The organism is Aureimonas psammosilenae (genome assembly GCF_009176975.1).
Lineage (GTDB): Bacteria > Pseudomonadota > Alphaproteobacteria > Rhizobiales > Rhizobiaceae > Plantimonas > Plantimonas psammosilenae.
On the sequence record NZ_WEZG01000001.1, the window covers coordinates 766980 to 778558 of the forward strand.

Annotated in this window: 14 protein-coding genes and 1 tRNA gene; 8 read left to right on the plus strand and 7 right to left on the minus strand. The window is 64.9% G+C overall.

Annotation, left to right across the window (positions count from 1 at the left end):
* The first annotated feature begins 43 nt into the window (after positions 1-43).
* A complete protein-coding gene (locus F9929_RS03710; protein ID WP_152045156.1) occupies positions 44-871 on the plus strand; it encodes a TrmH family RNA methyltransferase in 828 nt (275 codons plus the stop codon).
* On the opposite strand, the gene F9929_RS03715 is transcribed toward F9929_RS03710, so the two are convergent.
* Entirely contained in the window at positions 838-1848 is a 1011-nt protein-coding gene (locus F9929_RS03715; protein WP_152045157.1) for a hypothetical protein, read from the minus strand. The two genes, F9929_RS03710 and F9929_RS03715, sit on opposite strands and share 34 nt — an antisense overlap.
* A gap of 97 nt (positions 1849-1945) precedes the next feature.
* Positions 1946-2530 (minus strand): DUF1134 domain-containing protein, encoded by a 585-nt coding sequence (locus tag F9929_RS03720; RefSeq protein ID WP_152045158.1) that lies wholly within the window; start codon positions 2528-2530, stop codon positions 1946-1948.
* Positions 2531-2748: 218 nt separating this feature from the next.
* Between F9929_RS03720 and chpT the strand changes: the two genes are divergently transcribed.
* Positions 2749-3417 carry a histidine phosphotransferase ChpT gene (gene chpT, locus F9929_RS03725; protein ID WP_152045159.1) on the plus strand — a complete coding sequence of 223 codons (669 nt, stop codon included), beginning with the start codon at positions 2749-2751 and terminating at the stop codon, positions 3415-3417.
* 95 nt (positions 3418-3512) lie between these two features.
* Positions 3513-3890: a response regulator gene (locus tag F9929_RS03730; RefSeq protein ID WP_152045160.1), complete on the plus strand. Its 378-nt coding sequence runs from the start codon at positions 3513-3515 to the stop codon at positions 3888-3890.
* An 84-nt stretch (positions 3891-3974) separates the two neighbouring features.
* Here F9929_RS03730 and ctrA read toward each other — a convergent pair whose 3' ends face one another.
* Positions 3975-4670, minus strand: a complete 696-nt coding sequence (gene ctrA / locus F9929_RS03735) for a response regulator transcription factor CtrA (RefSeq protein ID WP_152045161.1) — start codon at positions 4668-4670, stop codon at positions 3975-3977.
* 362 nt (positions 4671-5032) lie between these two features.
* Between ctrA and F9929_RS03740 the strand changes: the two genes are divergently transcribed.
* Positions 5033-5389 (plus strand): flagellar export protein FliJ, encoded by a 357-nt coding sequence (locus tag F9929_RS03740; protein WP_152045162.1) that lies wholly within the window; start codon positions 5033-5035, stop codon positions 5387-5389.
* Between the two features lie 356 nt (positions 5390-5745).
* Here F9929_RS03740 and sciP read toward each other — a convergent pair whose 3' ends face one another.
* Positions 5746-6036, minus strand: coding sequence for a CtrA inhibitor SciP (sciP, locus tag F9929_RS03745; protein ID WP_152045163.1), 291 nt, complete (start codon positions 6034-6036; stop codon positions 5746-5748).
* 261 nt (positions 6037-6297) lie between these two features.
* Here sciP and mnmA point away from each other — a divergent pair, with 261 nt between their 5' ends.
* Entirely contained in the window at positions 6298-7491 is a 1194-nt protein-coding gene (mnmA, locus tag F9929_RS03750) for a tRNA 2-thiouridine(34) synthase MnmA (RefSeq protein ID WP_152045164.1), read from the plus strand.
* A gap of 3 nt (positions 7492-7494) precedes the next feature.
* Here the strand turns inward: mnmA and F9929_RS03755 are convergent, their stop codons facing one another.
* On the minus strand, positions 7495-8445 hold the full coding sequence (locus F9929_RS03755) for a Gfo/Idh/MocA family protein (protein ID WP_152045165.1): 951 nt from the start codon (positions 8443-8445) through the stop codon (positions 7495-7497).
* A gap of 146 nt (positions 8446-8591) precedes the next feature.
* On the opposite strand from F9929_RS03755, the gene F9929_RS03760 reads away from it, so the two are divergent.
* A tRNA-Met gene (locus F9929_RS03760) sits at positions 8592-8668 on the plus strand.
* 401 nt (positions 8669-9069) lie between these two features.
* Here the strand turns inward: F9929_RS03760 and F9929_RS03765 are convergent.
* Positions 9070-9492: a plastocyanin/azurin family copper-binding protein gene (locus F9929_RS03765; RefSeq protein WP_235918980.1), complete on the minus strand. Its 423-nt coding sequence runs from the start codon at positions 9490-9492 to the stop codon at positions 9070-9072.
* Positions 9493-9617: 125 nt separating this feature from the next.
* Between F9929_RS03765 and F9929_RS03770 the strand changes: the two genes are divergently transcribed.
* A complete protein-coding gene (locus F9929_RS03770) occupies positions 9618-10181 on the plus strand; it encodes a cytochrome b (RefSeq protein WP_193227595.1) in 564 nt (187 codons plus the stop codon).
* Between the two features lie 123 nt (positions 10182-10304).
* On the opposite strand, the gene F9929_RS03775 is transcribed toward F9929_RS03770, so the two are convergent.
* Entirely contained in the window at positions 10305-11072 is a 768-nt protein-coding gene (locus F9929_RS03775; protein ID WP_152045168.1) for an endonuclease III domain-containing protein, read from the minus strand.
* Positions 11073-11237: 165 nt separating this feature from the next.
* Between F9929_RS03775 and F9929_RS03780 the strand changes: the two genes are divergently transcribed.
* Positions 11238-11579 (plus strand): aldehyde dehydrogenase family protein (locus tag F9929_RS03780; protein WP_235918983.1); only part of this gene is annotated, 342 nt, incomplete at its 3' end.

The following is an 11579-nucleotide window of genomic DNA, read 5'->3' on the forward strand; positions in this document are numbered from 1 at the left end:
GATAAACCAGCGACGCATGCCGTGATGGAAGGGCGATGAGGCGATGGGTGAAATGCGAACCGTGGACAACCCGGACGACCCCGCGCTGGAGCCGTTTCGCGACATCCGCGAGCGCGATCTGGTGCGCTCCGGGGGCTTCATCGCGGAAGGAACGGTGGTGGCGCGCGGGTTGATATCCTCGCCCTTTTTTCGCCCGACGGCCCTTCTCACCCTGCGCAGTCGCTTGTCTGGTATCGCCGACATCGTGGAGCGGATGCCATCGGACGCACCGGTTCTCGTCACCGACAATGCCGTTCTCGACCGGATCGCGGGCTTTGCCGTTCATCGCGGCGTTCTGGCGCATGGCGTCGCGCGCGAGGCGACCGAGCCCCTGTCTCTCACCGATCGCTTGGCGGGTATCGCGGCGAAGGGTGGAACGGTGGTGGTCGCGGTCGGGATCGCCAATCACGACAATATCGGCGCGATCTTCCGCAACGCCGCGGCTTTCGGTGCGGACCTCGTTCTTCTGGACGCCCAATGCTGCGATCCGCTTTATCGCAAGGCGCTTCGCGTGTCCGTCGGGGCGGTGCTTCAGGTGCCGTTCGTGCGTTTAGCCCCGGCCCAAGCGCTCGATGCGTTGCGCGCCGCTGGCTTTCGAACCTTCGCCCTGTCGCCGCAAGGCGATCCCGATCTTTCGCGTCTGGAACGGCTGGGGCCGGCGGCGCTGTTCCTCGGCACGGAAGGGGAGGGGCTTCCCTCCGATCTGATGGCATGCATGGAAGGCGTTCGGATCGACATGGTGCCGGGCTTCGACAGCCTGAACGTCGCGACCAGCGCGGCGATCGCGCTGCAGCGGATTTATTCGGCCCGGCGCGGCGCCTCGCCCGCCTGAGCCATCTCGTCGGCGAGCCGGCGCACCCGCTCCGCGAGGCTGACGCCGTTTGCCGGTGCCTCGCCGATGTCGTCTCGGCCAAGGATTTCGGCAAGCGCGGAGGTTTCGCCTTCGCGCGTCGCGACCGCGAGGATCGCATGGGCGGCGATCTCGGACAGGCGCTCAGTGGGATCACCGCCTTGCGCGCCGGGAAGGCCGAGTTCCGGCCGGGGTCGGTCGAGGAGTTCGCGAAGCGAAGCAGCGGGCTGGGTCGGTATGGCTTGGCGCTCGGCCGCCGGCGACGCCGGTCGCGCTCCGGTCGCCATGCCGGGCATCGCGCCGGCCTTCATGGGCTGACGCGGCTTGGCTGCTGTCGGAGCTTTTTCGGCTTCGGCGCGCAGGAGGCGGATCAGCGTGTCTTTCTCGACGCTCGCCCGTTCCAGGGAGCGCAGGGTGTCGGTCAAGCGCTCCGTGCGCGCTTCGGCCGCCACCAGCTCGATCTTGCGCTCTTCGGCCAGATCCGAGACCTCGCGGAAGCGCTGGGCGAGGGCTTCGAGCTCCTCGGCGTTCAGCCAACCGTCGCGCTGCGCCTCGTCCAGGGAACTGTTCAGGATGCGTTCCTTGTCCTCGAAGGCCGAGAAGGTCTGGCGCAGCTTGTCGCGCTCGCGTCCATAGGCTTCGATCTCGCCTTCGAGTTCGCGCTTGGCGCGGGAAAGATCGGCGATCTCGCCATGGGCGCGGCCGAGATCGGACAAGGCACCCGCGACGCGCTCGCGCATCTCGCCGACATCGATCTCCGCGCGCCGGACCTTCATCGCGGCCTCGGCGCGCACCATGTCGAACTCGGCGCGGATCTCGTTCGCGCTTGCCGGCAGCGTCGCCATGTATTCGCGCCGGGCGAAGCTTTGCGCCTTTCGCCAGAGAATGGGCGCGACGAGAAGCGCCAGAAGCGCGGCGACGGCGAAACCGAGAAGGAAGACGAGGGCGTTCGCGATCATGATCCTGAGGCGATAGCACGGGCAGCGGACGGCGCAAACGAAAACGGCCGCCGGATGATCTTCCGCGCGGCCGTCGGGATTTCGGATAGGCGTTGGATCAGAAGGGGTTCCAGGTCGGCGAAGGGGTGAGCTTCAGGTAACCCAGATTGATGCCGAGCCGGGCGCCGAGGCCGGTCTTCACTGGCACGAGCACGATGTTGTCGCGCTGGAGCACGGTCATGCCGACGCCGCCCACGAGATAGGCGCTGCCCGTCACGCCGCCATAGCGCCCGTAGACGCCCTCCACGGAAGGCAGGTCGTAGACGAGCATCATCGTGCGCGCGCCGTCGCCGCCGATATCGAAGCCGAGCGAAGGGCCCTGCCAGAAGATGCGGTGGTCGCCGGCATTCTTGGTGAAGAGCGTGCCCTCGCCGAAGCGAAGGCCCCCGAAAATCGCGCCGGCCCCTTCCTCGCCGAGGATGTAGCCGTTCGGCAGGCCGTAGCGCTCGAAAGCCTTCTCGATGACGCTGGCGATGCCGCCGGAGGCGGCGCCGAAGAAGCGATGCCCTTCGTTGACGATCTCGCCGATCGTATAGCCGTTCTGACCTTGGGCTTTCGCCGGCAGGCCGAGCGACAGAAGAAGCGCGGCGAACAGCATGATGCGCCCCATGGGGCGGGCGAGGATACGGCGCAGGATAGTCATGCGGTCATTCCTTCACGAATTTGGCCGGCGCCGAATCGGGATGCGCCCGATCCTGCGGCCGAACCGCAACATTCGCTGTATTTGATCATGCCATGGTTGCCGAAAGCCTAACGCAGCCGGCATTGCGATGGTCGGCACATGGTTGACGGCCAACCTCGTGCGAATCATTCTCCCGGCACCTGCCGCCCGCACGCGACGCCCGAACGGAACAAGGATCCATGGAACTCCCACCCGTCTCCGCTCCGGACCTCGCCGCACTTCTCGCCAGCCGGCTCTGCCACGACATCATCTCGCCCGTCGGCGCGGTGCAAAGCGGGCTCGAGCTTCTGGACGAGATGCCGAACGATCCCGAATCCATGGCTCTCGTGCGCAACTCCACGAAAAGCGCCGTCGCCAAGCTGCAGTTCGCCCGCATCGCCTATGGCGCGTCCGGCTCCTCCACCGCCGAGATCGATCTCGGCGACGCGCGGTCCGTGGCGGAAGGCTTCATGTCCTTCGAGCGCGCCAATCTCGTGTGGTCGGGCGAGCGCGCCTATGTGCCGAAAAACATCGCCAAGCTGATGCTGAATCTGCTCGTGGTCGCCAACGCATCCGTGCCGCGCGGCCGCGAGGTCAAGATCGAGGTGGAAGCGCTCGGCGCCGCCCCGCGCTTCACCGTCACGGCCTCCGGCACGCCCTTGCGCGTGCCCCAGAAGTTCCGCGCGCTTCTGGCCGGCGAGCCCTTGGCCGAGGCCGTCGACGCGCATGGCGTCCAGCCCTATTACACGCTGCTTCTGGCACGCGAAGCCAAGCTGAAGGTCGAGCTGACCAGCGAAGGCGACAGCGCCGTGTTCAAGGTGACGCCGGCCGACTCGGGGCAAGAGAAACCGGCATCGCTCGAAGTTTAAGGGTTCTCCGAACAAAGGCGCAAAGGCCGCCGCGCTAAGGTCCTGCCCATGAAACGGCGCCTCATCGGACGAGGCGCCCCTCGGCGGAGCCTCCCATGCGGACCTGTTTGGTGATCGACGATTCCAGCATCGTGCGGAAGGTCGCCGGGCGCATCATCGCGAGCTTCGACACCGCCACGGCGGAAGCGGCCAGCGGTGCGGAAGGTCTGGCGGCGGCCGAGAACACCATGCCGAACCTCGTTCTCGTCTCCGGCAACCTTTCCGACATGAGCGGCGAGGACTTCATCCGGCGCCTGCGCGCCCTCGAAGGGGGAGCGGCCGTGCCGGTGATCGCGCTTCTCGTGGAAAGCAATCTCGGCCAGATGACCCGGCTGAAGCGGGCAGGGGCCAGCGGCTTCGCGCTGAAGCCCTTCGACCGCATGTCCTTGTCCATGCGCCTCGAAACCTATCTGCGCCTTGCCGAAGCCGCCTGAGCGTCGGCGACATCTTCAAACATGAAAAGGCCCGCGAACCGATAAGGATCGCGGGCCTTCTTTCTTTGTCGCCCTTGTCGCCGATCAGGCGGCGCGGGTGTCAGCTTCCGGCTCGCGAAGCACGTAGCCGCGGCCCCAGACGGTTTCGATGTAGTTCTTGCCGTCGGTGGCGTTGGCGAGCTTCTTGCGCAGCTTGCAGATGAAGACGTCGATGATCTTCAGTTCCGGCTCGTCCATGCCGCCGTAAAGGTGGTTCAGGAACATTTCCTTGGTGAGCGTCGTGCCCTTGCGGAGCGAAAGCAGCTCCAGCATGGCGTATTCCTTGCCCGTCAGGTGGACGCGCTGGCCGGCGACTTCCACCGTCTTGGCGTCGAGATTGACGGTCAGTTCGCCGGTCACGATCACCGACTGGGCATGGCCCTTGGAACGGCGCACGATGGCGTGGATGCGGGCGACCAGCTCGTCCTTATGGAAGGGCTTGGTCATGTAGTCGTCCGCGCCGAAGCCGAGGCCGCGAACCTTGTCCTCGATGCCCGCCATGCCCGACAGGATCAGGATGGGCGTCTTCACCTTGGAAAGGCGAAGCGTGCGCAGCACCTCGTAGCCCGACATATCGGGGAGATTCAGGTCGAGAAGAATGATGTCGTAGTCGTAGAGCTTGCCGAGATCCACGCCTTCCTCGCCGAGGTCGGTCGTGTAGACGTTGAAGCTCTCGGACTTCAACATCAACTCGATGCTCTGCGCGACCGCGCTGTCATCCTCGATCAAAAGAACGCGCATCAGGTGGTCCTCTCCGTGGGGGGCGTCGCGCGGGCGAAGGCGGCGCCATTCCCATCAGTCGTTTGTCCGTTGCTAAAATCTGACATGCAATGGTTAACAAATCCCGTGCTGGTCCCGACCGATTCGCCGAAAACGAAACCTTTCGGAAACCCCGGCTGTTCGAACCCGGCTGGCCCGCGATCGCGTATAAGATTGCAACCGCTTGGCTCGCCTGGATTTACCCAGCCTTAAGCCCTCGTTCCTATGATTAACGTCGCGCGTAAACGGACGGTTAAAACTAAGCCGCAGGCCTTGCCTGAAACCCTCCTCGCGCGGTCCGGCATGAAGCGGATCTTCTGACACGACGAGCGGGGGCAAAACCCATGAAGAGAGACAATCTCGTGCGGCTCGCACGCTTCAAGGTCAGCGAGAAGCGCCGTCAGGTCGAACAGCTCGAACTGATGATGGCCGAATTCGGCCGCATGGCGGCCGAGCTCGACCAGCAGATCGCGAGCGAGGAAAAGCGCGCCGGCATCACCGACACGAATCACTTCGCCTATCCGACCTTCGCCAAGGCGGCCCGCGCGCGCCGCGACAACCTGACGAATTCGGTGAAGGATTTGCGCGTTCAGTTGAACGCCGCCCGCATCTCGCAGGAAGAAGCCGAAGCCGAGCTTCTGAACGCCGAGAAGCTCGAAATGCGCGACGAGATGGCCGAGGACCGCCGCGCCTCCGCCTGACATAGAATTCAAGTCATCGAGACGATCGCCCGGCCTTCGCGGCCGGGTCGCAGAGACCGTCCGCCTGCCCGTTGCCGCAGGAGCGCCCGAAGCGTTGTGCCCGCTTTGCGCATCGCGCCCGCTTGAACGCCTGACGTTCTAAGCCCCAAGCAAGCCGAGAGGGGCTCGGTCGCGGAAAGGCCGTCCCGAGAGCCGCCTGAGCCGGGCCAGTCAGATCGACTGCCTTCGGCTTCGTGCGGGTCGGGGAGCCGAACCGACAGCGCGTTCAACCTCCACCCTTTCCCATTCTCCCTGACAGGTCCACCAAAGCGAAAAGGCCGGCTTGCGCCGGCCTTCGTGCATTTCTTCGGGAAATCTCAGTGCAGATCGTATTTCTTGCGATATTCCTGGATCTGCGTGGTGCGCAGGCCGGCAAGGCCGTGGCTGTCGATGGAAGTCTGCCATGACAGGAACTCTTCCACCGTCAGCGTGTAGCGCGAACAGGCTTCGTCGAGGCTGAGAAGGCCACCGCGCACGGCGGCCACCACCTCGGCCTTGCGCCGGATCACCCAACGGCGGGTGTTGGGCGGGGGCAGATCCGCGATCGTCAGCGGGCTTCCATCCGGCCCGATGACGTATTTCACGCGGGGTCTGATCTGATCGGTCATTGTACTCTCAACAAAACTCACAGTACCAATCTGATGTCGGAGCCTAGAGCGTTGCTTTTAAAATTCGGCTAAACCCTCTGTAATAATTCGATAAGAACCCTTGACGAATTCGGAATCAAAGCCCGTCCGCCGGCTTCGTTGACTCTTCGGTAGATGCCGCGGATTCCGCCCAAGTGACGCCACGGATTTGGCTTTTTGATCGGCCGTCGCTAAATGGGGCATGCCGTACGGCCGAAGGGCCTTTTCGCCGGAAATTCGAAAATGTTGAATTCTCTCGATCTGCCGAAGGCGCCGGAAGATTGCCGCGTGGTCGTCGCCATGTCCGGCGGGGTCGATTCGTCCGTGGTGGCCGCGCTTTTGAAGGCCGAAGGCTACGATGTCGTGGGCATGACGCTGCAGCTCTACGATTCGGGGGCGGTGCCGCGCCGGGCAGGGGCCTGCTGCGCGGGCCAGGACATCCGCGATGCGCGCCGTGTCGCCGAAACGCTGGGCATCCCCCATTATGTCCTCGACTACGAGGAAGCCTTTCGGCGGCAGGTGATCGATCCCTTCGCGGAAAGCTATGTCGCAGGCGAAACGCCGGTGCCCTGCATCGCGTGCAATCAGACGGTGAAGTTCCGCGATCTTCTGGCGCTCGCCAGGGATCTTGGCGTGGATGCCCTCGCCACGGGCCATTACATCGACAGCCGCATGGCCGGCGACGGCTCGCCCCATCGCGCGCTGCACCGGCCGCAGGATCTCGACCGCGACCAGAGCTACTTTCTGTTCGCGACCACGCAGGAGCAGATCGACTTCCTGCGCTTTCCGCTCGGCCGCCTGACCAAGCCTGAAACGCGCCGTCTGGCGGAAGCGCACGGCCTTGCCGTCGCCGACAAGCCCGACAGCCAGGACATCTGCTTCGTGTCGCGCGGCCATTACAGCGACGTCATCGGGAGGCTCCGGCCCGATGCCGGTGTCGCCGGCGACATCGTGCATGTCGATGGGCGCGTTCTCGGCCGGCACGAGGGCATCGTGCATTTCACCGTCGGGCAGCGGCGCGGCCTCAAGATCGCCGCGCCCGAACCGCTCTATGTCGTCGCCATCGAAGCGGCCCGCGCGCGCGTGGTGGTCGGTCCGCGCTCGGCGCTCGCCACGCGCCGCCTGATCCTGCGCGATCTGAACTGGCTCGGCGACGAGGGTTTCCTGTCCGGCGGCCGTCAGGAGCGGGACGTGCTGGCGCGCGTGCGCTCCACCCGCCGTCCGGCGCCCGCCCGGCTGGTGCGCGAAGCCGATGGCGAGGTGGTTCTGGAACTTCTCGACCCGGAAGAGGGCGTTTCCCCCGGCCAGGCCGCCGCGCTCTACGATGGTGAAGCGCCCGGCGCGCGCGTTCTCGGCGGCGGCTTCATCGCGCGCTCCGTTCCCGACGCGCTCCTCAATATGCATGAAGACGAAGCGTGCCTCGCGGCGGTCGGCTGAACCTCAGCCGATCGGGGAAGCGAGACCGAGAAGGCGCACGGTCTCGACCGCTTCGCGTGCGCCCGTTTCCGGGCTCTCGCGCGTTTCGACGCAGCGGATGAAGTGCCGAAGCTCGCGGTCGAGCGGCAGGCCCGGCTCGGTGTCGAGATATTCGGGATCGACATGGCGAAAGCCGATGGTGCCGTCCGGTTGGCGCTTCACCTCATGCCCGTAGAAGGCGAGCTTGCGGCCTTCCGGCGCCAGATCGTCGAAGACCAGCATTCCTTCCGTGCCGATCGCCGAGAAGCGGCGGTCGCGATAGGGCGACACGCGTGACACCTGGATCTCGGCCGAAACGCCGCTCGGGAAGCCGAGGACGATCTGCGCGATATCCGTGTCGTCGCTGAGCACCGTGCGGCGCGTCGCCTCCACCTGGGATGGCGCTTCGCCCGCGATCTTCAGAACGAGCGACAGGTCGTGCGGCGCGAGGTCCCACACCACGTCCATGCCGAGAAAGCGCCCGAGCCCCTGGCGCAGCGCCACGATATGGCGAAGCATGCCGATCCGCCCGTTCGCCACGAGCCGTGTGAATTCCTCGAATACCGGATGGAAGCGCAGGACATGGCCGACCATCAGGATGCGTCCCGCCGCTTCCGCGGCCTCCGCGGTCAGCCGTGCGTCGGTGACGTCGAGCGCGATGGGCTTTTCGATCAGCACATCCTTGCCGGCCGCAAAAGCGCGCCGCGCAGTCGGGCCGTGAAGGCTGGCGGGCAGGGCGAGAACGAGAGCGTCGATATCGTCGGCCTCGATCGCCGCGTCGGGCGAAAGGGCAGGGACGCCGTATTTCGCGCCGAAGGCGGCGGCCTTTTCCGCATCGCGGTCGGCGACGGCGGCGAGCGCGCCGATCTCGGCGAGCGTTCGCACATGGTTCTGGCCCCATTGTCCGCAGCCCAGAACTGCGATCCGCACCGCCATGGTAAGCTCCCGTCAAAGGCCTCGAAACGCTGCGGGGTTAAGGGGGCGACGGCGTGAGATCAAGCGGAGATCGCGCCTGGAGCCGCTTGACAGGCAAGCTCCGGCGCACCTATATCGCCCCATCCAGTGCTTCGGCACCGAAGGCTGGCGGGGTAGCTCAGTTGGTTAGAGCAGCGGAATCATAATCCGCGTGTCGGGGGTTCAAGTCCCTCTCCCGCTACCATCACCTTCCCTATGACATTGATTACGCTTGGGTAGGCACCACGACGCCTGTGCTGTTGGTGCCGCATATCGCTGCGGGTCTATGACGTTGAACCACATCGATTTTTCGGTGGGCTCGGCGAACGATCGCAGCATGGATGCAGCATGGTTCGTTTGCCTTGCGAAGAGGCTCGTCGCGGCAGTTCGAGCGCCCGCTGCCTCAAGCTCATCCTGCCTTGCAAGCTCGTTCTCGATACGCCGAAATATCGGAAGGACCTTCCGGCCGCATCGCCCCCGCGTCTTGCCTGGAAAGTGGACCACCGACCTTATGACAGTCGGGCACCGCTCAACTGATCCGTATGAGGGCTGCCTTGGATGATGGCGTGCCGAGGAGCGTGGGTCCCCGGCACGGCAAATCGCGGATTACTTGGCGACGGTGAAGGGCACCACCATGCCGGCCGCCACGTGGCCTTTCAGGTTGCAGATCAGTTCGTAGGAGCCGGGTTCGAGATTGACGGTGAGGGTCCCGCCCTTGCCGGCCTTGAGGTCCGACACTTCGCCCATGCTGTTCAGCTTCGCCTCATCGACCCGGTTCTTGTCGGGATCGACTTCCAGCTTCTGCCCCGCCTTGTCGAGCTTGATGACGACCATCTCATGCGGGGTCTGCATGGCGGCGTTGACCACGTCGAAGGTGATTTCGCCCGCCGGGACCTCGTTCTTGTCGAGCTTGATGGACATTTTGCCGCCGCGCTCGCCGATCAGCTCGACGGATACTTTCGTCGCCGCAAAGGCGGGCGATGCCAACATCATCGCAATGGCGCCAACCGATAGATATACTTTCTTCATCCGCATGATGTCTCCCATTCGTGCTGGTTTTGTTGACACATTCCTGCGTCTTCTCTAGCTTCGAGCAAAGAAGAACGGGTGAGGCTATCGGTCCGATCTTGTTCGCAATGGGGCCGTTTCAATACATGTCGGTAATCTCGAACGATCGCCGTGCGCAGCCGCCCCCCGTTCGTCCCCTGCCAGCCGCGCTTCGCTGGTTCCATTGGGGAACCGTCTGCCTGCTCGCTTTGCTCTTCGGCCTGGCCTGGACCTTCGACTGGCTGGGGCCAAGCCCAAGCGGCGCGACCTTGGTGGAGGTTCACCGCTCCTTCGGCATCCTTCTTTTCGCGGTGGTCTGCGCCCGCCTCATCTGGCGTGCGACCCATCGCATTGATCCCCTGCCGCGACAGTCCCCACTTTGGGAGCGGCTTCTGGCGTCCGGCGTTCAGGCCAGCCTTTATCTCGCTCTCCTGGCCATGCCGGCCATCGGCTGGCTCGGTTCGGCGCTGTCGGGCGATGTGGTCCGCTTCTTCGGCCTGCCGCTGCCCGATCTCGTCGGAATGGACGAGGACATGAGCGACCGATTGTTCGACCTCCACGAGACGCTCGGCTGGACCATCCTCGCTTTGGTCGCGCTGCACGTCCTCGGCGCGCTTCGCCACCAGTTCGTCAAGCGCGACGGTCTCCTGACAAGGATGCGGCCCTGGTAGGCTTCGCCGCTTCGGGCAGCAAACGCCGGAAGCTGATTCAGTTCGGCATCCGATCCTAGAAAAGGGCTGTCGTCCTGATCGCACCCGTTACACAACGGCTTGGATAGAGCCTTCGCGCGGCGCTCAGCGAACCGCGAAGGCGCTCGGGCAGATATCGGCAAGGACGCAGGCGCCGCAGGCCGGCGCGCGGTGGTGGCAGATCTTCTGCCCGTGTAGCATCAGCACCTCGTGATTGTCGTAAAGGTCCTGCGCGCTCCAGTCGGCCGGCAATTGCGCGCGCAAGATCGGATGCGACGGACCGACCTCGACCTCCGGCCCGATCAGTCCGAGCCGTTGGGCGACGCGGTGATGATGACTATCGACCGGCAGGGCCGGCATCCGAAGAACGGAAAAGGACAGAACCGCCGCGCTCGTCTTCGGCCCGACGCCCGGAATTTCCTGAAGCCAGGCGCGCGCCGCGTCGACGCTCATCTCGGCCAGGAAATCCAGCGACAGCGTCCCGGTTCTGTCTTTCACCGCCCGCAGCGAGGACTGGATGCGCGGCGCTTTCTGCTCGGGCCAGCGTACGCCGTGGATCGCTTCCTCCACTTCGGCGGTCGGAGCGGCGATCACATCTTCCCAACCCGGGTAGCGGCTTCTCAGCGCCTTGAAGGCGCGACCGGAATCGGCGTTGCGCGTCCGGTGCGAAAGCAGCGAAGAAACCAGTTCGCTCAAAGGGTCGAGAGCGTGGAAATAAGAGATCGGGCAGCCATAGACTGGGCAAAGGCGGCGGTGAACAAGAAGTGCCTTTTCGCTGAGGCCCGGATCGGTCGCCACCAGTGCCGCCCGCTTCGCTGCGCGAGGAGGGCGGGGTCGCCTTGGGGGATCGAAAAGGGTCTGGGGCGTCGGCATGGCAACGGAATCCCTTCCGATTCGCGCGGGTTCCCGCGACATTTTGGAACGATCTGCTGCGTATTCGTAGGATTGGCGTTCGAAATGGCGCGCCGGGCAGCCTATCTTGGGTGTCGATACGGCATTTAACGCCGTCGAACTCCATCACCAAAGGGACGTGCCCCCGTGTCCGCTCTGCCGAAAACCTCCGCTTCTTCTCTCGATCTTCGCGATCCCTCGCTTCTTGTCTCGAAGGCTTTTCTGGCCGGCGAGTGGGTCGGTGCTGGTTCCAAGAGCTTCGAGGTTCGGGACCCGTTCGACGGGGCGGTGCTGGCGGTGCTGCCGGATCTGGGTGTCGATGAAACGCGCCGCGCCATCGAGGCGGCGAGCGCGGTTCAGAAGGACTGGGCGAAGAAGACCGCCAAGGAGCGGGCCGGGGTCCTGAAGCGCTGGCACGATCTCGTGATCGAGAACGCCGACGATCTGGCCGCGATCCTCACCGCCGAACAGGGCAAGCCGCTGGCCGAG